The sequence below is a fragment of the Aquimarina intermedia genome (assembly GCF_008124785.1).
Taxonomy (GTDB): domain Bacteria; phylum Bacteroidota; class Bacteroidia; order Flavobacteriales; family Flavobacteriaceae; genus Aquimarina; species Aquimarina intermedia.
In genome coordinates this window covers 205132-225831 of the sequence record NZ_VNHU01000003.1, presented here as the reverse complement: position 1 = coordinate 225831, position 20700 = coordinate 205132, and the positions used below count along the sequence as shown (strand labels likewise).

Below are 20700 nucleotides of genomic sequence, written 5' to 3'. Positions count from 1 at the left end.
ACCCGTACATAATACTGTACTAAGCTAGTCTATAATTTTATGTGAACATGGTGTGGTTTTATCAAAATACAGTTATTTTCGTTTCAAATTATAATTATAATAGCATGAATAATATACCAAGTGTAGATCTTGCGGACTTTCTTTCAGAAGATAAGAGCCGTAAAGAGAAGTTTGTCAATGAAATAGGTAAGGCATATGAGGAAATTGGTTTTGTTGCTTTAAAAAATCATTTTTTAAGCGATGCCCTGGTCGACGAATTATATAAAGAAGTTACCTCCTTTTTTGCACTTCCTGTAGAAACAAAAAAGAAATATGAAATTGAAGGCCTGGGTGGTCAACGTGGTTATATCTCCTTTGGAAAAGAGCATGCTAAAGGAAAAAAAGAAGGGGATTTAAAAGAGTTTTGGCATTTTGGTCAAGAACCTTCAGAAGATGCTAACCTAATTGAAGAGTATCCTGAAAATGTTAAGGTGGAAGAATTGATGGACTTCAATCATACCGGTATGGAAGCATATCGTATGCTAGAAAAAACAGGAATTTACGTTTTAAGAGCCTTAGCGATTTATATTGGGTTAGATGAGTTTTACTTTGACCACTGGGCTAGTAACGGTAACAGTATACTGCGTCCTATCCATTATCCTCCAATTACCGAAGAACCTAAAGGTGCTGTGAGAGCAGGAGCCCACGGGGATATTAATTTAATAACGCTTCTTATGGGAGCCTCTACAGGTGGATTGCAGGTACAACGCAAAGATGGTGAGTGGATTGATGCTGTCCCAGAAGAAGATGAATTAGTAATTAATGTAGGAGATATGTTAGAACGACTGACTAATAATAAACTGCGATCTACGATTCATAGAGTTGTGAACCCTCCTAAGGAAGAATGGTCCAATCCAAGATATTCTATTCCGTTTTTTATGCATCCTCGCAGTGAGATGAAATTAAATTGTTTGGAAGAATGTATTTCAGAAGATAACCCCAAACAATACGAAGATATTACTGCAGGTGAATTTTTGCACCAACGTCTTGTCGAAATCGGACTTATCAAAAAATAATTTGTACGCATATGGATTTAAAAGATCAATTAAAAAATCTTTTTCCGGATCATGAAGCGTCTGAAGATGAGGAGAAGGCAATAGCTAAAGAAAATAAACTTTGGTTACAAGACGACCCTATTCTTTGTAAGTATGAAAAACGCAAAGGTAAGCCTATTACTATATTAGAAGGGTATACCGGAGCAGATAGTGATTTTAAGAAGCTTGCCAAAGAACTTAAAACTACTTTGGGTGTTGGAGGAAGTTTCAAAAATGACCAAATCATCATCCAAGGTGATTATCGAAGTCAGATCATGGAAATTTTGAAAGAAAAAGGATTCAATGTAAAACGCGTTGGTGGATAACTATAATAGCGAAGGTGTTGTATATAACAGTTTAAGAAAGTAAATACTTTGACAAAGGACATATTACATATTACCAATGGTGATAGCTTAACAGATCGTCTCCATCAACTTGCATTAATTGATGGAGATTGTTTTGTTTGGAGAGAAATGCTATGTGAAGGTCCTACCCTTATTCGTACTGAATCGTTAGAGTCACTTCAAAATAGAAAAGAATTTTTAGAAAAATATTATAGAATAACGCCCAATGATTATGAACAAAAATTTGTTTCGCAACTGTCAAAATTAGACGATCGCAAACGCTATAAGGAGATAATTTTATGGTTCGAATATGATTTGTTTTGTCATATGAATATGGTAGCAGCCATAAGTCTTTTATTGCGTAAAGGATTTGAAAAAGTTCCAATATTCCTAGTCTGCAGTGGTCGTATAGAGGGTGAATCTAAATGTTTTGGGCTTAATGAATTGAGCGATTCCCAGCTAATCACCCACTTGAAAAATAAAAAGCAACTTACCGTTGATGATTTACAATTAGCCTCGCACATATGGACCTTATACTGTGAGGAAAATCCGAATAAGATTGCTGGACAAATTAAAGCTTCGTCTTCTTTTGAGTATTTATCAATATGTCTGAAAGCACATTTAGAGCGTTTTCCGAATGCCAAAACCGGATTAAATACCTTAGAAACTAATATTTTGAAAATGATTGACACCTATCAAATCAAAAACATGAAACAACTTATGGGATATGCTTTAGAGTATCAGGGGTTTTATGGATATGGTGATATGCAAATGAAAAGGATTATCGCCAAACTTTTTCAATTTCTAGATCAAACCGGAGAACAATTAATCTTATCTGAAAGAGGAAAATTAGTCCTACAAGAAAAAAAGAATTTTTACAATACCACAGCTGCCGATTGGTACTACGGTGGCGTTAACAAATATCATTATTTATATAATACTGATACACGTAATTTGATGAAATTATAAAATGAAAATAGCAGAATCAGAATTAATACTCAACTCCGATGGGAGTATATATCATCTCAATTTATTACCTGAACAACTAGCACCGACGATTATTACTGTTGGTGATCCGGATCGTGTAGAAGAGGTTACTAAATACTTTGACACTATTGATTGTATAGTACGAAAAAGAGAATTTCATACGCAAACCGGATCATACAAAGGCAAAAAGATATCAGTTATCTCTACCGGGATAGGGACTGACAATATTGACATCGTTTTAAACGAACTAGACGCCTTGGTGAATTTGGACCTAAATACCAGGACTAAAAAAGCAACTGTTGAACCCTTAACTATTATAAGGATAGGGACCTCTGGGGCTATTCAACCAAGCATTCCCGTGGATAGTTTTATTGCATCCGGTTACGGAATTGGTTTTGATAGTTTGCTTCATTTTTATGATAGTAAACACGTGCAAAATCAATCGCTTTCTCAAGCATTACAAACTCATTTGGATTGGGCTCAGGATAAATCCTCACCCTACGCAGTAGCAGCTGACCAGGAGCTATTGTCTCATTTTATCGATGACACCATACAACAAGGTGTTACTATAACCAATGTTGGATTTTATGGTCCGCAAGGCAGAGTCTTACGCTTACCTCTGCAGGATGCATCACTAAATGATAAAATAACTAGTTTTACTGATAATAATTTAAAAATTACCAATCTAGAAATGGAGACTGCCGGTATTTATGGATTATCAAAATTGTTAGGTCACAAAGCAATATCACTTAATGCGATTGTTGCTAATAGAGCAACCGGAGATTTTAGCAAGGATTCGACAAAAACTATCGATCGTTTAATTCGTTATGCTTTAGATAAAATTGCACTACTCTAGTTACAATTTAACGTAACCTTATAAGGAAAACATTTCTGAACTTGTAATTTGCAAGTTAGTATTTTGACGTCTCTATTGAGACATTAAATGCGATACATTATTGATGATTTACAGGCTGTTGCAATTTGAATTAAATATATGATAGACAAATATCCTTACAAACATAGAGATCTTAATTGGTTGAGTTTTAATGAGCGTGTATTACAGGAGGCCGAAGATGAGAAAAATCCGTTATATGAACGTTTAAAGTTTTTGGCAATATTTTCCTCCAATTTAGATGAATATTTTAGAGTAAGGGTATCACGATTACGTCAAATTAAAAAAATTGATAAGAAAATTCGAAAAAGGCTCGCATTAAAGCCAAACAAACAAGTTAAAGAAATACTTAACAGAGTTAAGGACCAGCAAGAACGTTTTGGCCACATTTTTTATCGGGAGCTTATTCCTGAATTAGCAACGAATAAGATTTATTTAGTTTCGGAAAAAAAATTCGATTTTAATCAGTCAGCGTATGCAACCGAATTTTTTATACGAAAGGTATTACCGCATATTGAAGCAAAAACTTTTTTACCCTCTCAGGAAGAATCTGTTTTTTTGGATAACAACTCTCTTTACTTTGTGGTGACCTTCAAGGAATCTAAAACTTTGGGAATAGTAAATTTGCCCACCGAAGAAATAGGGCGTTTTGTCTGTTTTCCCTCAGAAAACGAAAAAGTTTATATCACTTTTATAGATGATATTATAAAAGCGAATATCGGTCAACTTTTTGACGAAGAGGAAATTAGCGATTGCTACGAGATCAAATTGTCTAGAGATGCCGAATTATATATAGAAGATGAGTTTGAAGGGGTTCTTGCCGAGAAAATAAAAAAATCTCTGGACCGCCGCAAAGATGGCCAAGCTACAAGGTTACTTTACGATACAAAAATGCCTAAAGCTGTTAAGAAAGACTTAAGATATGCTTTGGGATTGGGCAAGGTGGATATGATGCCCGGAGGTAAGTATCATAATTTTAGTGATTTCTTTAGTTTTCCTAATCCAAAAAATAATCCTACTTTATCCCATCCGGAATTAAAGACGATAAAACATAGCGCGTTTGAATCAGGAAAAAATTACTTCGATATCATTCGTAAAGAAGATCAAATGGTTCATTTTCCATACATGTCATTCGATTATGTTCAAAATTTCATTAACCAGGCAGCTAGTGACCCATATGTAACTCAAATTCAAATTTCATTATATCGGGTTGCAGATGAGTCTGCACTAACAACAGCACTTCTTAATGCGCTGGACAATGGAAAAAAACTAACCGTTTTTGTGGAAGCTAAAGCAAGATTTGATGAAGAAAACAATCTCAAATGGGGCAAAAAATTTGAAGAAAAGGGAGCAAATGTATTTTATAGTTATCCAAAGATAAAAGTACATTCAAAAATTTTACTCGTTAAAAGAAAAGAGAACGATAAGACTATAAAATATGGGTATATAGGAACTGGAAATTTTAATGCAAAAACGTCCAAAATATACTGCGATCATGGGCTATTTACTGCAAATTCAAGAATAACAAAAGATCTATCCCAAGTATTCAAAATACTTTCGGGTAAAATGATCTTTCCTAAACCAAAACAACTTTTAATTTCTCCTTTCAACACAAGATCAACGTTTGAAAATCTCATTGAAGTAGAAATTGAGAATGCAAAAAATGGAAAGCCATCGGGCATAAAAGCAAAACTGAATAGTTTAGAAGATCAAAAAATAATAAACAAGCTCTACGATGCTAGTCAGTCGGGTGTTCAAATAGACTTATTAGTCAGAGGGTTTTCGTGTTTAGTACCGGGTCTCGATGGTATTAGCGAGAATATTACCATTACTAGTATATTGGATCGTTTTTTAGAACATGGTAGGATTTATGAATTTAAGTCTGCTGAAGACCCCATTCTATATATGGGTAGTGCCGACTGGATGACTAGAAATTTGGATAATCGTATTGAAGTTTTAACTCCTATACTGAGTTCTAAATTAAAGAATGAATTACAAACTATCTTAAACATTCAGCTTAATGATAATGTAAAAGCCAGGTATCAAGATGCAGAGGAGACTAATGAGTACATGATGCGAAATGAAGGAGAAAAAGCTATTAGATCTCAATATGAAATTATAAAATATCTATCAGAAATACATGCGGATTAAGATCGTAGATTAACCAAACAAAACCTGCAAGCTAACCAGTAAGTTAGTAATTAAAAGCATTGCTACTATAATGATTACACCAATATCAATTGAAATATTCTTTAATTTAAATTCTTTGAAAATAATGGATGTATTCTTAATGTAATTTTTGATCATACTTTTGGTTTTAAAAGATAAGAGGACCTAACCTCTTGAATAAGAAAAATACTCCAAATATAATTTAAAATTATTAATTTAATCGATTTTAAGCACTTAAAATCGATTAAATACAAAAATACAGCTAATTAAGTACACTATTATGAAACAAATTACCGTAGGCGGCGTACCAGAACATTTTAATTTACCATGGCATCTTATGATTGAAGAAGGTCGTTTTACCGAGCAAGGTATCGACCTGAATTGGAAAGATTTTTCAGGTGGTACAGGTGCTATGTGCCAGGCACTACGGGAGAAAAAGATTGATATGGCGATCATCTTAACCGAAGGTATAATCAAAGATCGCATAGAGGGAAACCCTTCCAAAATTGTACAAACCTACATTGAATCTCCATTAATTTGGGGAATCCATGTTGATGCTAATGCTCCTTATACCAATATTGCAGATTTAGAAAATAAAACTGCAGCCATAAGTCGGTATGGATCCGGTTCTCATTTGATGGCGTATGTGAATGCCGAAAATAATAATTGGAAAACAGATAATTTAAAATTTGAAGTAGTCAAAAATTTAGATGGTGCCGTAAATTCCTTAGCAAATAAAACTTCGGATTATTTTATGTGGGAACATTTTACTACAAAACCCTTAGTTGATGATGGTACTTTTCGTCATATTGGGGACTGCCCTACTCCTTGGCCTTGTTTTGTTATAGCTGTACGGGAAGAAGTTCTTATGAGCAATGCACAAGAGGTTAAAACAATTTTAAGAGTTATTAATAACGAAACACAAAATTTCAAAAATCGTAAGGACATTGATAAACTCTTAGCAACACGGTACAATCAAAAATTATCCGATATTCAAAAATGGTTAGACCTAACTACGTGGAGTCAATCCACACTTTCTCCACATATTTTAGAAAGGGTACAGAAAAAATTAGTACACCTTGATATTATAAAAAATACGTTACCTGCATCTGATATAGTACATATTGTCAAATAGATAGGATTTCAATTCTAAAAACAAAATACACAACCAATTGTAATTCAGTAGATTAAACTCAAAACTTTTTATTAATTTTTCATATTGTAAAGTTCATTTATTAGGGATAATTTTTGTTGGTTTACTATAATGGTATAGTTTTAGATATCTAACAAGTTCAACTGAACCTTAGACGAACTTAAAATACTACGCTATTAAAATTAATTGTTGTAATTCTTTAATAAATAAATTTTAATACTAAATTTGCACACCATTACCCCAAAAATATTTTACTAACGTACACGCAACCATATTGTAGTTTAAGTATCTAATTAATAATAAACAAAATATTATGGCAACGTTTTTATGCATTCTTGGTGGTCTTTTATTGATCAATTTTATCTTATTGAAGTTTAGTATTCAATCTGTAGAAGGGGACAATAAAAAACCTCAGAAAAAAATGCGCACCACAAAAGTAGCTCCTACAGTAGCGAAGGATATAGAAATCGCTAAAGCAGCTTAACTACCACTCGATAGGCGTTTTACCTATAGTTTCGAGATATTCGTTTACCTGACTAAAATGCTTATTACCAAACCAATATCCGCGATTCGCACTTAATGGTGAGGGATGTCCGCTTTTTAAAACCTTATGCTTGGACACATCTATTTTTTTTCCCTTCTTTTGAGCATAGCCTCCCCAAAGAAGAAACACTACGTTTTCTTTTTTTTGGGATACTTCTTCAATAACAGCATCTGTAAATTGTTCCCAACCTTTTTTCTGGTGAGAACCCGCTTCATGCGCGCGAACTGTTAGGGTTGCATTTAATAAAAGGACTCCCTGCTTAGCCCAACGTTCCAAATTACCTGTCTCCGGTGATTTAATTTGGAGATCCTCCTCTATTTCTTTAAAAATGTTTATCAAAGAAGGCGGTTTTGCGATATGGTCGTGTACAGAGAAGCAAAGCCCATTAGCCTGATCAACCCCATGATATGGGTCCTGTCCAATAATAACCACTTTCACATCATCAAATGGACAATGTTCAAAAGCAGAAAAAACATCGCTCCCTTTTGGGTAACAGGTAAAATTTGAATATTCAGTTTTAACAAAATCACTCAAAATTCCAAAGTAGGGTTTTGAAAACTCTTTTTGCAAAATTTGCTTCCAACTCTTTTCAATTTTTACGTCCATATATCAGCTGTATAATAATGGGATTTGTTTATTTTTGTATCTGTTAATTTCCAAGCCTGAAGATAATTTAAAAAAAGGGGCGCTACAACTATATGATTCGCATTTCTGATAAAACATTACAAGATCTTGAATTTGACACGATTTTGGAGCATATTACCCAATTATGTACCACAGATCAAGGTAAACTCAAGGCTCAACATATTAAACCTTTTAAAACTTCTTTAGAATTTAGAGCTGCTTTATATCAAGTAAATGAATATAAAAGTTCCTACCTTCAAGAGAGTCGTATCCCTAATCACGGATTTGACACCATCGATGGGGAATTAAAACTTTTAAAAATCGAAAACGCTTTTCTTGAAGCTTTCAATCTTAAGAAATTAGTTGCTTTAAGTGATACAGCCAACGTATTACTAGCCTTTTTTAAAAAACGTCACGAACTGTATCCTAATCTATTTGACCGCTCGTCACTAGTATCCTTTACCGATATCATTCATAAATTAATAACATCGGTGTTGGATAAGTTTGGCGAAATAAAGGATGATGCATCCCCGGTTTTAGCAAATTTAAGAAAGGACATCAACGCTGTTCAAGGCAAATTAAATGGAAGTTTTGGAAGGGATTTAGGGAGATATAATAATTTGGGGTACCTTGATGAAATCAAGGAAAGTGTAGTTGACAACCGAAGAGTACTTGCTGTTAAAGCCATGTACCGACGTAAGGTTAAGGGCGCTATCATGGGAAACTCCAAAACAGGAAGTATCGTATACATCGAACCTGAAGCCACGCTACAATATAGTAGAGAGCTCACTAACCTCGAATATGAAGAACGCGAAGAAGTCGTAAAGATTTTGAAAGCACTTACCGATCAACTAAGACCACATAGTGAATTGTTGGTTGATTATCAGGAATATTTGAGTCACATCGACATCGTTGCAGCAAAGACTAAATTTGCCAAAAAACTGGATGCGATATTACCGCAGATTTCCAAAAATAGAGAACTTCAATTAAAAGATGCATATCATCCTTTATTATACCTTAATAATAAAGCCAAAGGTGAAAAAACTTTTCCGCAAAGTATAACCTTAGATGAAAACAACCGTATCATAGTAATTTCTGGTCCCAATGCGGGTGGTAAAAGTATCACACTTAAAACTATAGGACTATTACAGCTCATGTTACAAAGTGGTATGCTCATCCCTGTACATGAGTATAGCCGAGTATGTCTTTTTGATACGATTCTTACTGATATCGGTGATAACCAATCCATTGAGAACCACTTGAGCACCTATAGCTACCGTCTTAAAAACATGAAATATTTTTTAAGAAAATGTGGTGATAAAACCCTATTTCTAATTGACGAATTTGGTACAGGTAGTGATCCTGAACTTGGAGGCGCCCTGGCAGAAGCATTTCTAGAAGTTTTCTATGAACGTGAATCCTTCGGAATTATAACCACCCACTATGCTAATCTAAAAATGTTAGCTAATGAGCTTCCTTATATGTCAAATGCCAATATGCTATTTGATGCAAAAACATTGGAACCAAGATTCAAATTACATTTAGGTGAAGCAGGGAGTTCTTTTACTTTTGAAGTAGCACAAAAAAACGGAATACCTTACAGTCTCATCAATAAGGCTAAGAAAAAAGTTGAACGTGGTAAAATTCGTTTTGACAAAAGTATTGCCGATCTGCAAAAAGAACGATCTAAGCTAGAAAAAACTACCTCTTCTCTCAAAAGTAAAGAACTAAAAGCTTTGGAAGAAAAGGAAAAACTGGATAAAACAAACCAGCGTATTCAACAAAAGCTCGAAAGTTATCAGGAACTTTATGATAGTAATCAACGAATGATCTATCTAGGGCAGAAAATCAATGACTTGAGTGAAAAATATTTTAACAACAAAAAGAAACGTGATTTAATCAACGAATTCATGAAGCTTGTTGAAGTAGAAAATTCAAAGCGAAAAAGACAATCTCTAAAGCAAAAGAATGCAGAAAAAGCAGCTGCAAAAAAGATTGAAAAAGAAGTCGAAAAGAAGGTAGAGGTTATTCGTGTAAAGAAGAAAGAAGAAAAGAAAAAGGAGCTGAAGGAAGAGATAAAAAAACCAAAAGTTACGCTTAAGGTTGGAGACCGAGTTCGTATGATCGATGGAAAATCTGTGGGGTCTATCGACACTATAGAAAAGAACAAGGCCATAGTAAATTATGGTATCTTCACCACCAATGTTACGTTGGATCAGCTGGAATTTGTGGAGCGTAAGAAGTGACATCACAATGGCGTTACCGATTTCTTAATTGTTAAAGAATCCTTAAAGCATTAAGGCTCCTTCAATATCTTTATATATTTGAAGACATCCTAAACACTACTATTATGCGATTTTTTCTTACGATTTGTATCCTCTTATCACTTGGAATTACAGATAGTAACGCTCAGCAACCCAAAAAGTTAAATTCCGTTGAAATTTATAATGCACTTGAAAAGCTAAATTTTCTAGGTTCTGTTTTATATATCGCAGCGCATCCGGATGATGAAAATACGCGTCTAATTTCGTATTTGGCAAACCAACAAAACGCTCGAACGGCCTATTTATCTCTAACTCGTGGAGATGGTGGACAGAATTTAATTGGTCCTGAGATACGGGAACTTTTAGGAGTAATAAGAACACAAGAACTACTCGCAGCAAGACGGATTGATGGCGGTGAACAGCTCTTCACCAGAGCCAATGATTTTGGGTATTCTAAGCATCCTGATGAAACATTAGAAATTTGGAATAAGGAAGACGTACTTAGCGATGTTGTATGGGCTATTAGAAAATTTAAGCCCGATGTAATAATTAACAGATTTGATCATAGAAGCCCTGGTTCAACACATGGTCATCACACCTCCTCTGCAATGCTTAGCGTAGAAGCATATGAGTTAGCAGCTGATTCTAAAGCGTTTTCTGATCAATTAAAATATACAAAGACCTGGCAGCCTGCAAGACAGTTCTTTAATACCTCATGGTGGTTTTATGGCAGTCGGGAAAAATTTGATAAAGCTGATAAAAAAGGACTTATGAGTTTGGATACGGGGACCTACTACCCCGAAACTGGTCTTTCTAATACAGAAATTGCTGCTTTGAGTAGAAGCCAGCATAAATCTCAGGGTTTTGGCAGTACAGGAACCCGGGGTGAAACTTTAGAATATATAGAACTAATTAACGGTACTATGCCAACCAAAAAAGAATCTATTTTTGAAGGTATTGATACCACATGGAATCGCATTAAAGGTGGTAAACCACTCTACCAACTTTTAACGACTGTACAGCAGGAATTTGATTTTAATCATCCTGAAAAATCAGTTCCTAAATTACTTGAAGCATTTGACTTAATTAAAAAATTGGAAGATGAGCATTGGCGAACTATCAAACTGGATGAAATTACAGAAATTATAGTGGCTGCCAGTGGACTTTATCTCGAGGCAGTTACTGATAATCATTTTGTTACTCCTGGGTCTTCCTTAAAAATTGAGATTGAAGCTATTAATAGAAGCAAACAACCTATTTATCTGGAAAAAGTAACGCTAGCACCGACAACTCTAAAAATTACTGATGGTATAAATTTAGAAAATAATAAATCGAATACATTTACATCGGAAATAACCCTCCCCAAAAACAGCTTAAGTACTAATCCTTATTGGCTTAACAAACAGGGAACCTTGGGTATGTATAATGTTGAAGACAGACAGTTAATAGGCCAACCGGAAACTTTAAAGAATCTACGAGCTAACTTTTCTGTCAAAATTGGAGAGCACAGCTTAGTAATTGCAAGAGAGATTGTATTTAAAAAAAATGATCCTGTACAAGGCGAAGTATATCAACCCTTAGAGGTAGTACCAAAGGTTGCAGTTTCATTAAATGAAAAAGTTGTCATTTACAACAACAACAATTCACAAGAGATCCGGGTAAACCTTCTTCCACAACAAGACAATCTATCGGGAACTCTTCAGCTTGAGACTCCACAGGATTGGACCGTGGAACCCAATAATTATTCTTTTAACAATACTCAAAAAGGACAAGTACAAGAGTTTTCTTTTAAATTGTCACCACCCGCTAATCAAAGTGAGGGTTTAATTCAACCGGTAGCAACGGTAAATGAAAAAAAATATGACAAGGAGCTTATATCCATAACATACGATCATATACCTAATCAAACTGTAATACTGCCGGCAAAAACCAAGGTTGTTCGTTTAGATATACAGAGAAAAGGTCAGAATATCGGATATATTGAAGGTGCTGGTGATGTGGTTCCTCAAAGCTTAGCCCAAGTAGGATATACGGTAACTACTATCGCACCCAATGACATTTCCGCGAATAATTTATCAAAATTTGACGCCATCGTCATGGGAATTCGCGCTTATAATATCGTTGAAGAATTGAAATTCAAACAAGATGTCTTGCTCGATTATGTGAAGAATGGAGGGAATCTAATCGTCCAGTATAACACTAATAGAGGATTGAAAGTCAATGGAAATCTGGGGCCCTACCCTATCAATGTTTCCCGTGATCGTGTAACTGATGAGAATGCAAAAGTTACCTTTATCGATCCGAAACATCCCGTACTTAATTACCCCAATAAAATAACACCCGATGATTTCGAAGGTTGGGTTCAAGAAAGAGGCCTATATTTTCCAGATGAGTGGTCCAAAGAATATAGTCCCATTTTAGCAATTAATGATAAAGGAGAATCTTCCAAAAAGGGAAGTTTGTTGGTTACCCCCTATGGAAAAGGTAATTACATCTATACGGGCTTAAGCTTTTTTAGAGAATTTCCTGCAGGCGTTTCCGGAGCGTACAGATTATTTGCAAACTTAATATCATTGGGGAAATAAATAGAATACTTAAAAACTATCCTGCTATGGAAAAGAAATTTGTTTGGAAAAAAGAATATACACTGGTCCTCGTCCTAAATACTATCTATATTTTGGCATTTTATCTAATTTCCTCACATTATGGAGCGTAAGTTCTTCATGTCAAAAGACTATCAATTTTAATTTAAGCTATGCAACTAATAGATTGGATAATCCTTCTGGGAACTTTGGCTTTTATCGTACTTTATGGAGTATGGAAAACTAAAGGAAGTACAACCGTAAAACAATATTTAAAGGGTGATAATACTTCCCGATGGTGGACGATAGGATTATCAGTTATGGCTACCCAGGCAAGTGCTATTACATTTTTATCTACTCCGGGTCAGGCTTTTGACAGCGGCATGGGGTTTGTTCAATTTTATTTTGGATTACCTATTGCAATGATCATCATTTGTATGATATTTATTCCACTATATCATAAGATGAATGTATATACCGCTTATGAGTTTCTAGAAGGTAGGTTTGACCAAAAGACCAGAACCTTAACGGCTGTTCTATTTTTGGTGCAACGAGGGCTGGCGGCAGGAATTACAATTTTTGCTCCCGCGATCATATTATCAGCTATTTTAGGATGGAATTTGACTTTGTTAACTGTTATAATAGGTATTCTCGTTATTATCTATACAGTCTCCGGGGGAACCAAAGCGGTAAGTGTTACTCAAAAACAACAAATGGGTATTATATTTTTAGGTATGTTTATAGCTTTTTATATTATTCTATCTTACCTGCCTGCAGGTATAACATTTACAGATGCGCTTGATATTGCAGGAGCTAGCGGAAAAATGGAAATCCTGGATTTTTCCTTTGATTTTGAAAATCGCTATACTTTTTGGAGTGGTATTATTGGAGGAACCTTTTTAGCGCTCTCATACTTTGGTACCGATCAGAGTCAGGTTCAACGATACTTAACCGGAAAATCAATTAGAGAAAGTCAGCTAGGCCTAATTTTCAACGGAATTTTGAAGGTGCCCATGCAATTCTTTATTCTTCTGGTTGGTGTGATGGTTTTTGTTTTCTACCAATTCAATACCTCTCCGCTCAACTTTAATCCTGCTGCACAAGCTGCTGTAACCAACTCCTCTTATTCTGAAGAATACCAGGAACTGGAACGAGATCAGGCTGAAATTCATCTACAAAAAAAAGTCCTTATTACTGAGTATGTAGGTAGTGGTCAACAACAAGCGCTAAAAAACAATCTTAAACTTTTAAATATTCAAGAACAACAAAATAGAGAAAAGGCTAAAGTGTTAATAAACCAAGCCGACCCAATAATCGAAACCAATGATAAGGATTATGTTTTTATTCACTTTATCTTAAATAATCTTCCTCGCGGAATTATAGGGCTGTTATTAGCAGTAATTCTATCTGCTGCAATGTCTTCGACAGCTTCAGAACTCAATGCTCTCGCCTCTACAACAGTAATTGACTTATACAAGCGAAATGTCAGTGGCGAAAAGAGTGAAACTCATTATGTGAGAGCTTCTAAATTATTTACACTGCTCTGGGGAATTATTGCAATATCTGTAGCTTGTGTGGCAGATTTATTTGATAATTTAATTCAATTAGTAAATATTATCGGTTCGATATTTTATGGTAATGTTCTTGGTATCTTTCTTTTGGCATTCTTTCTAAAATACGTAAAGTCCAATGCAACTTTTATCGCTGCGATAATCACCCAGATGCTTATAATTATCGTTTGGCTATTTGATGTAATGCCTTTTTTATGGCTCAACGTTTTAGGTTGTTTATTAGTTATGTCCATCGCATTGATTATCCAATCCATAACAAAACGACCAAATAAAATAAAAATAGTCTCATGAAAAGTAAGAAGATACGGTGGGGAATTTTAGGATGTGGAAGAATAGCCCACAAATTTGCAAGTGATCTGAGAACTGTAGATAGCGCAGTTTTGCAAGCTGTAGCGAGCAAAGATGAAAATAGGGCCAATACTTTTAGCGAGACTTATAATGCGACAACATGTTATGATAATTATCAAGCGCTTGTGTCAAATCCGGAAATCGACGTGATTTACATTGCTACGCCTCATACCTTTCATTTTGAACATACCCTCTTGTGTCTTAAGCATAAAAAAGCAGTCCTTTGTGAAAAACCAATGGGTATTTCTATTGCACAGGTTCAACAAATGATACACCTTGCTGAGCAAAATGAAGTGTTTCTTATGGAGGCGTTATGGACGGCTTTTTTACCACATTATCAGTTTGTAAAAGAACTTATTGTTTCCAAAAAATACGGGGAGATTCTTGAAATTAAAGCAGATTTTGGGATAAACGTGGCTTTTGATACAGAAAACAGACTTTATAACAAGGAACTGGGAGGAGGATCTTTATTAGATATTGGTATTTATCCCATATTTTTAGCACTGGACTTATTAGGTGTTCCCAAAGAAATTAGTGCTAAAGCAACTATAGGTAAAACAGTAATTGATGAAGATTGTGAAGTCGAATTAAAGCATAATAATAAGGTTGCTTCTAAATTATTCTCTTCTATTAAAAAGAAAACTACAACTGAGGCAATCATTAAATTAGAGCGTGCAGAAATAGTGATAAACGGACGCTTTCATGAACCTTCAAGTGTTACTGTAACCGAAGGAAATAAGTACGAAACATTTAATTTTCCTGTAGAAACTTTTGGGTATAATTTTGAAATTGAGCATGTAAACAAAATGTTGCAACAAGGAAACAAAGAAAGTGATATTATGCCTTTGAGTAAAAGTTTGGAGTTAATAGCTACGTTGGATACAATCCGGAAAAGAATTAATCTCGAATATTGATATAAAAAATGCGACCTAATAGCCGCATTTTTTTTCTTATCGTTACCAAAATCTTAGCTTCCCCATTCTTTCAGAGAATCTTTATTCATTTTTACATAGTCAGCATTTCCTGCTTTTTCTGCTAATTCTAAAGATTTTTTGGCTGCCTCAATTGCTTTTTCCTTATTACCCATTTCAGCATAAATTAACGACTGTTGTCTGTGATACCAAAATGCCGGTTCTTTACGCATAGTTACAGCCTTATCAATATATTCTTTGGCCATATCGATCTTTCCGGTTTCTTTATAAAATACTGCCGCCTGGTAGTAATCATTAGCCGTTGGACCAGCAAGTGTTTTTTGAATACTTTCCTCAGCTATTTTTTTAGAAGGTACTTCGATATCTAACATAGCTTCAGTAGATTCCCAAATAAAATTTAATTTAGCACTGTCCATTTTAAAATCGCTGAACATAATTGTAAATGTTTCCACCTTCATCGGTAAGGTTCCTACTTTAGCTGTAGTTTTTAACGCTACTTTAGCATCATCCCATTTTTGCGGAGTTCCCCAGTTATTAACATCGCTATAAAAAATTACTTCCCAATTCTCTTTAGTTGGTTTTGTAAAAATAGCATAGGTTCCTTTTTTTAGGTCTGATCCATTGATTTTAACATCGTCGCTAAAAGTAATTTTCGTGTTTTCATTAGCACCTGTTCTCCATAATTTTCCAAATGGAACCAGAGATCCGAAAACAGTCCGCTCGCGCATACTGGGTCTGGAATATGATACGGTTACATCTGTCAAACCAATTACTTGCTCAATTTTTGAGGTTGGACTTGGTTGCGGAGTTTTTACCTGAGCAAAAACACCTGTACTAAGAAGTGTTGCTGTTAATAGTAAAATGATCTTTTTCATTATGTTTAGATTTTGTTAATTATTTATGGTCTAACGAAAATACTCATCAATCTCCCGAAAAAGGTTAACAAAAACTTAAAATAAAAATCCTGGCTTTTCAGATGCTTTATAAGTGATAAAAAACACATAAAAACGCAGAGTTTAATAGAACTTTTACTACTCTATTTTTTTATGTTTCTCTATTAAAATTAGGTACATCAGTAGTTCTATTTTCCAAATCAGATCGTTGAATCGCTTCAAGCTGTGATCACTTACAAACTTATCAAGTCAGATTATTGCTGTGAAGATTATGAAAGAGTCGCAATGTAACTTTAATTTTTGTTTAACAAGAATGATGTTAAAGTTAAACAAAATGTTGGTACATTTACATTCAAGTGTACAATCATGAAAATTTATACCTTAAAGAGTAAGCAAAAGCTGCCTATATCAGTTGAGCAAGCCTGGGCTTTTTTATCGGACCCTGCCAATCTAAAAATTATCACCCCTGATTATATGGGATTTGAAATACTTAGTGGTGCAGATCGTGCCATGTTCCCGGGGCAAATTATACAGTACTTAGTTACTCCCGTAGCCGGAATCAAAACTAAGTGGGTCACAGAAATAACGCATGTTCTAAAAAATGAGTATTTTGTTGACGAACAGCGATTTGGTCCTTATGCACTTTGGCATCACAAGCATTTTATAAAAGAGATTCCGGGAGGTGTTTTAATGGAAGATATAATTGACTACAAAGTGCCCTTTGGATTTTTAGGTCGTCTTGTACATCCGTTTCTGGTGCAACCCAAATTAAAGGAAATCTTTGATTACAGAGAGAAAAAATTAATCGAACTTTTCGGAACGTATGAAGAAGTTCCCAAAACTGTTGTTGATCCCACACTTAAACAAGATATCTTAAATTAACTACAATGAAGAATATACTTTTAATAGGCGGAAGTCACGGAATCGGTTTTGAACTTGCAAGTCAACTCATAAAAGAACACCGGGTTTTTGTTGCTTCTAGAACTTCTGAAAACTTAGGCTCGCTCGAAGTTACTTACATTCCGTTTGATAGTACTACAGATCAACTAAGTTTGGAGCAACTTCCTGATACCTTTGATGGTTTTGTATACTGTCCCGGCAATATCAACCTGAAACCTTTTCATATGCTGAGCCCTGATACTTTTGAGAATGATATGAATCTCAATTTTCTATCACTTGTTAAAACATTACATACCGTTTTACCTCATCTTAAAAAATCTGATCACGCAAGTTTATTATTCTTTAGCACGGTGGCGGTAAAAGTTGGCATGCCCTTTCACACAAGTGTAGCTGCGGCCAAAGGGGCTATTGAAGGCTTCGCTAAGGCGCTTGCTGCTGAGTACGCTCCGTCCATGCGAGTCAATGTTATTGCTCCATCTCTCACAGATACACCGCTAGCCGAGCGTTTATTGGGCAACGAAAAAAAACGTGAAAAAATGGAGGAACGTCATCCCCTAAAACGTGTAGGCAACGTCCAGGATATAGCCAATATAGCTTCTTTCTTATTGAACGATAAAAGTAGTTGGATTACGGGTCAGGTACTAGGCGTCGACGGAGGTTTATCAACTCTTAACATCAACTAAGATGTCAAAACAAGTAGCTGTATTTTGGTTTCGCAGAGATCTCCGTTTGGATGATAATATTGGTTTTCTAAATGCTCTAAAAAGTGACTACCCAGTAGTACCTTTATTCATTTTTGATAAAAACATACTTCAGGAATTGGTTGAAGATGATCCCAGAGTTACGTTTATTTTTGATACACTGCAAAAAATGAGACAAGAGCTTCAGGATGCTCACCAAAGCTCTATTGGCATTTATTATGGTACACCCAATGACATTTTTAAGGAATTACTAGAAACTTACGAGATTAAAGAAGTCTACACCAATCACGATTATGAACCCTACGCTTTACAACGAGATAAGGAATTAAAAGAATTGCTTGATAAAAAGAATATACCCTTTTATACTTTTAAAGATCAAGTAATTTTTGAGAAGGATGAAATTGTAAAAGCTGATGGCAATCCATATGTCGTTTATACCCCATATAAAAACAAATGGAAAGAACACTTCAACCCTGATGCGCTAACTATTCATTACACAAGTCAGCATTTGTCCAATCTATATAAAAACTCAAGGTTATCAAATTTAAGTCTTTCTGATATAGGTTTTACGCCATCATCAATTGAAATACCTGAGTATACGGTCACTCCCACACTTATCCAAAATTATGAGGACACTCGTGATTATCCTGCCAAGAATCAAGGCACTTCTCGATTAGGACCTCATCTACGCTTTGGGACGGTAAGTATAAGGAAAATGATGAAAAAGGCAATTGCAGAAAAAAATGAAATATTCTGGTCAGAGCTAATCTGGAGAGAATTTTTTATGCAAATTCTTTGGCATTTCCCAAGGACTCAAAATGAAGCTTTTAAGAAGAAATATGACCGCATTGAGTGGCGAAATAACGAAAAAGAATTTGACAAATGGAAAAAGGGACAAACAGGATATCCATTGGTTGATGCAGGCATGAGGCAATTAAATCAAAGCGGTTATATGCATAATCGTGTGCGCATGTTGACAGCGAGTTTTCTATGTAAGCATTTACTTATCGATTGGCGTTGGGGCGAAGCATATTTTGCTGAAAAACTCTTAGATTATGAAATGTCTAGTAATGTCGGTAATTGGCAATGGGCAGCGGGCAGTGGCGTAGATGCCGCTCCTTATTTTAGAATTTTTAATCCTACTACTCAAATCGATAAATTTGACAAAGAACAGCAGTACATCAAAAACTGGATTGAAGAATTTGGTACTAAGGATTATCCGGACAAGATAGTAGATCATAAAGAGGCAAGAGAACGTTGTTTGACCACCTATAAAAAAGCTTTGCAATAACTAACTTGATATAATCTATTGATTTTCAATCGTTTTTTTTGTATTTTAAAGGCATGAAATAAAGCAAGAATATTTCGAAAACAACCTTTTAAAATACAACACGATGAACACAAATCAAGTAGCACACCGGCTCGTTGAACTCTGCCGGAAAGGAGAAAATATGCAGGCTATTAAAGAGCTGTACGATCAAAATATCGTAAGTAGAGAAATGCCTGGGTTGCCCAATGAGGTGATTAAAGGAAAGGATGCTGTTACCAAAAAAAGTGAAGATTGGTACGATAATGTAGAAGAATATCATGGAGGTGATATCTCTGACCCTCTCGTTGCAGAAAATCATTTTAGCTGTAAGATGAGCTTTGATTGTACCTTTAAAGGTCAAGGTCGCATGCAAATGGAGGAGTTAGGCGTATTTACCGTGAATAATGGAAAAATTGTAGAGGAACAATTTTATTATGCAATGCCGGTAACCGCATGATGCCTACAACAAAGATTTGATCTGAGGCAAGGCGGGATTGCGATTCTCCTTTTTCCAAATAATTGAAAGCACCGCTCGCTGTTTTATGTTTGGGATTTCTAAACATTTAATAGCAAGGTCAAATCCGTATTGAAGTGATGTCGGAACTATAGCAACACCTAATCCGTTTTCTACAAGTTTAAAAATGGTTTGGGCATGCACCGATTTGTGTGAAACTTTTGGCGAAAAACCTGCATCTTTGCAAATACTCATAATCTGAGCAAAATATAGCGAACTGTAATCTGAAGAAAATAGGATAAAATTTTCCTGTGATAGTTGTGAGACCGAATGGAAGTTTTCCTTCTTTAAAGGGTGATTTTTGGGTAGTACTATAGAGAATGTTTCTGTATACATTTCTTTTTTATCAATGGTATCCGGGACATAATCCAGGCGCACAAAACCTACGTCGAGTTTATCGTCCAATATGGCCTCCACCTGATCATAGTTGCTCATTTCTTCGAGAGAAAATTTAATTTTCGGAAATCGTGCATTGGCTTGGACTAGTACATCCGGAATAACTTTTTGCATGGCCGATCCTAAAAAACCTATTCTAATTTCTCCCAGGTCTCCCTTATCTATTAACTCAGTTTGTTTAAGCGTAACATCGAGATGATTCAAGATATAATTGATTTCTTTTTTCAAGTATTCACCAGCAGTGGTTAATACTACATTTCTCTTATCACGGATAAAAAGCTTAGCTCCAATGATACCTTCCATCTGTTTGATCTGTCGGCTTAAACCCGGCTGAGAGATGAATAAACGTTCTGCAGCTTTGCGAAAGTGTAATTCTTCTGCAACTGCAATAAAATACTTAAAATGACGTAACTCTAATTGATGCTTCATAGGTATTAATTAATGACAAAAATAGTATTTATAAGTATTAAATATAGATAGTATTTTAGACCATAGCTATAGAAA

General features: G+C 35.0%; 19 protein-coding genes. 15 read left to right on the top strand and 4 right to left on the bottom strand.

Going from position 1 to position 20700, the window contains the following annotated elements; genetic code table 11:
- Positions 1-104: 104 nt before the first annotated feature.
- The 5 genes from BD809_RS06375 (at position 105) to ppk1 (ending at position 5447) form a co-directional block, all read left to right on the top strand.
- Entirely contained in the window at positions 105-1055 is a 951-nt protein-coding gene (locus BD809_RS06375) for an isopenicillin N synthase family dioxygenase (RefSeq protein WP_148782135.1), read from the top strand.
- 11 nt (positions 1056-1066) lie between these two features.
- The gene (locus BD809_RS06370; protein ID WP_148782134.1) at positions 1067-1399 is read left to right on the top strand and encodes a translation initiation factor; all 333 of its coding nucleotides are present in this window, start codon (positions 1067-1069) and stop codon (positions 1397-1399) included.
- A 48-nt stretch (positions 1400-1447) separates the two neighbouring features.
- Positions 1448-2386, top strand: a complete 939-nt coding sequence (locus BD809_RS06365) for a DUF1835 domain-containing protein (protein WP_148782133.1) — start codon at positions 1448-1450, stop codon at positions 2384-2386.
- A gap of 1 nt (position 2387) precedes the next feature.
- The gene (locus BD809_RS06360) at positions 2388-3260 is read left to right on the top strand and encodes a nucleoside phosphorylase (RefSeq protein WP_148782132.1); all 873 of its coding nucleotides are present in this window, start codon (positions 2388-2390) and stop codon (positions 3258-3260) included.
- Positions 3261-3398: 138 nt separating this feature from the next.
- Positions 3399-5447: a polyphosphate kinase 1 gene (gene ppk1, locus BD809_RS06355; RefSeq protein ID WP_148782131.1), complete on the top strand. Its 2049-nt coding sequence runs from the start codon at positions 3399-3401 to the stop codon at positions 5445-5447.
- A 9-nt stretch (positions 5448-5456) separates the two neighbouring features.
- Here ppk1 and BD809_RS15550 read toward each other — a convergent pair whose 3' ends face one another.
- Positions 5457-5603 carry a hypothetical protein gene (locus tag BD809_RS15550; protein WP_170251772.1) on the bottom strand — a complete coding sequence of 49 codons (147 nt, stop codon included), beginning with the start codon at positions 5601-5603 and terminating at the stop codon, positions 5457-5459.
- A 142-nt stretch (positions 5604-5745) separates the two neighbouring features.
- Here BD809_RS15550 and BD809_RS06350 point away from each other — a divergent pair, with 142 nt between their 5' ends.
- A complete protein-coding gene (locus BD809_RS06350; protein ID WP_148782130.1) occupies positions 5746-6600 on the top strand; it encodes a substrate-binding domain-containing protein in 855 nt (284 codons plus the stop codon).
- 331 nt (positions 6601-6931) lie between these two features.
- On the top strand, positions 6932-7102 hold the full coding sequence (locus BD809_RS15545; protein ID WP_170251770.1) for a hypothetical protein: 171 nt from the start codon (positions 6932-6934) through the stop codon (positions 7100-7102).
- On the opposite strand, the gene BD809_RS06345 is transcribed toward BD809_RS15545, so the two are convergent.
- Positions 7103-7768: a uracil-DNA glycosylase gene (locus BD809_RS06345; protein ID WP_148782129.1), complete on the bottom strand. Its 666-nt coding sequence runs from the start codon at positions 7766-7768 to the stop codon at positions 7103-7105. It lies immediately after the preceding gene.
- A gap of 92 nt (positions 7769-7860) precedes the next feature.
- On the opposite strand from BD809_RS06345, the gene BD809_RS06340 reads away from it, so the two are divergent.
- The 4 genes from BD809_RS06340 (at position 7861) to BD809_RS06325 (ending at position 15465) form a co-directional block, all read left to right on the top strand.
- Positions 7861-10032 (top strand): endonuclease MutS2, encoded by a 2172-nt coding sequence (locus BD809_RS06340; protein ID WP_148782128.1) that lies wholly within the window; start codon positions 7861-7863, stop codon positions 10030-10032.
- 104 nt (positions 10033-10136) lie between these two features.
- Positions 10137-12635 carry a PIG-L family deacetylase gene (locus tag BD809_RS06335; RefSeq protein ID WP_148782127.1) on the top strand — a complete coding sequence of 833 codons (2499 nt, stop codon included), beginning with the start codon at positions 10137-10139 and terminating at the stop codon, positions 12633-12635.
- Positions 12636-12805: 170 nt separating this feature from the next.
- Positions 12806-14494, top strand: a complete 1689-nt coding sequence (locus tag BD809_RS06330) for a sodium:solute symporter (protein ID WP_148782126.1) — start codon at positions 12806-12808, stop codon at positions 14492-14494.
- Entirely contained in the window at positions 14491-15465 is a 975-nt protein-coding gene (locus tag BD809_RS06325; RefSeq protein ID WP_148782125.1) for a Gfo/Idh/MocA family oxidoreductase, read from the top strand. Before BD809_RS06330 ends, BD809_RS06325 begins: the two co-directional genes overlap by 4 nt.
- A gap of 53 nt (positions 15466-15518) precedes the next feature.
- On the opposite strand, the gene BD809_RS06320 is transcribed toward BD809_RS06325, so the two are convergent.
- Positions 15519-16358, bottom strand: coding sequence for a DUF2911 domain-containing protein (locus BD809_RS06320; protein ID WP_148782124.1), 840 nt, complete (start codon positions 16356-16358; stop codon positions 15519-15521).
- 384 nt (positions 16359-16742) lie between these two features.
- Between BD809_RS06320 and BD809_RS06315 the strand changes: the two genes are divergently transcribed.
- From BD809_RS06315 to BD809_RS06300, 4 genes are all read left to right on the top strand, one after another.
- Complete coding sequence (locus BD809_RS06315) at positions 16743-17258, top strand: SRPBCC family protein (protein ID WP_148782123.1); 516 nt, start codon at positions 16743-16745, stop codon at positions 17256-17258.
- A gap of 5 nt (positions 17259-17263) precedes the next feature.
- Positions 17264-17959, top strand: coding sequence for an SDR family NAD(P)-dependent oxidoreductase (locus tag BD809_RS06310; RefSeq protein WP_148782122.1), 696 nt, complete (start codon positions 17264-17266; stop codon positions 17957-17959).
- Position 17960: 1 nt separating this feature from the next.
- On the top strand, positions 17961-19268 hold the full coding sequence (locus BD809_RS06305; protein ID WP_148782121.1) for a cryptochrome/photolyase family protein: 1308 nt from the start codon (positions 17961-17963) through the stop codon (positions 19266-19268).
- Positions 19269-19371: 103 nt separating this feature from the next.
- Positions 19372-19743, top strand: coding sequence for a nuclear transport factor 2 family protein (locus BD809_RS06300; protein WP_148782120.1), 372 nt, complete (start codon positions 19372-19374; stop codon positions 19741-19743).
- Positions 19744-19746: 3 nt separating this feature from the next.
- Here BD809_RS06300 and BD809_RS06295 read toward each other — a convergent pair whose 3' ends face one another.
- Entirely contained in the window at positions 19747-20625 is an 879-nt protein-coding gene (locus tag BD809_RS06295; protein WP_148782119.1) for a LysR family transcriptional regulator, read from the bottom strand.
- Between the last annotated feature and the right edge of the window lie 75 nt (positions 20626-20700).

Bases quoted from the DNA above. Each gene is read 5' to 3' on its own strand.
- BD809_RS06360 (WP_148782132.1), top strand. From the start codon at position 2,388: ATGAAAATAGCAGAATCAGAATTAATACTCAACTCCGATGGGAGTATA.
- BD809_RS06300 (WP_148782120.1), top strand. From the start codon at position 19,372: ATGAACACAAATCAAGTAGCACACCGGCTCGTTGAACTCTGCCGGAAA.
- BD809_RS06315 (WP_148782123.1), top strand. From the start codon at position 16,743: ATGAAAATTTATACCTTAAAGAGTAAGCAAAAGCTGCCTATATCAGTT.
- BD809_RS06330 (WP_148782126.1), top strand. From the start codon at position 12,806: ATGCAACTAATAGATTGGATAATCCTTCTGGGAACTTTGGCTTTTATC.
- BD809_RS06345 (WP_148782129.1), bottom strand. From the start codon at position 7,768: ATGGACGTAAAAATTGAAAAGAGTTGGAAGCAAATTTTGCAAAAAGAG.
- BD809_RS06325 (WP_148782125.1), top strand. From the start codon at position 14,491: ATGAAAAGTAAGAAGATACGGTGGGGAATTTTAGGATGTGGAAGAATA.
- BD809_RS06305 (WP_148782121.1), top strand. From the start codon at position 17,961: ATGTCAAAACAAGTAGCTGTATTTTGGTTTCGCAGAGATCTCCGTTTG.
- BD809_RS06320 (WP_148782124.1), bottom strand. From the start codon at position 16,358: ATGAAAAAGATCATTTTACTATTAACAGCAACACTTCTTAGTACAGGT.
- BD809_RS06310 (WP_148782122.1), top strand. From the start codon at position 17,264: ATGAAGAATATACTTTTAATAGGCGGAAGTCACGGAATCGGTTTTGAA.
- BD809_RS06340 (WP_148782128.1), top strand. From the start codon at position 7,861: ATGATTCGCATTTCTGATAAAACATTACAAGATCTTGAATTTGACACG.
- BD809_RS15545 (WP_170251770.1), top strand. From the start codon at position 6,932: ATGGCAACGTTTTTATGCATTCTTGGTGGTCTTTTATTGATCAATTTT.
- BD809_RS06370 (WP_148782134.1), top strand. From the start codon at position 1,067: ATGGATTTAAAAGATCAATTAAAAAATCTTTTTCCGGATCATGAAGCG.
- BD809_RS06350 (WP_148782130.1), top strand. From the start codon at position 5,746: ATGAAACAAATTACCGTAGGCGGCGTACCAGAACATTTTAATTTACCA.
- BD809_RS06295 (WP_148782119.1), bottom strand. From the start codon at position 20,625: ATGAAGCATCAATTAGAGTTACGTCATTTTAAGTATTTTATTGCAGTT.
- BD809_RS06335 (WP_148782127.1), top strand. From the start codon at position 10,137: ATGCGATTTTTTCTTACGATTTGTATCCTCTTATCACTTGGAATTACA.
- ppk1 (WP_148782131.1), top strand. From the start codon at position 3,399: ATGATAGACAAATATCCTTACAAACATAGAGATCTTAATTGGTTGAGT.
- BD809_RS06375 (WP_148782135.1), top strand. From the start codon at position 105: ATGAATAATATACCAAGTGTAGATCTTGCGGACTTTCTTTCAGAAGAT.
- BD809_RS15550 (WP_170251772.1), bottom strand. From the start codon at position 5,603: ATGATCAAAAATTACATTAAGAATACATCCATTATTTTCAAAGAATTT.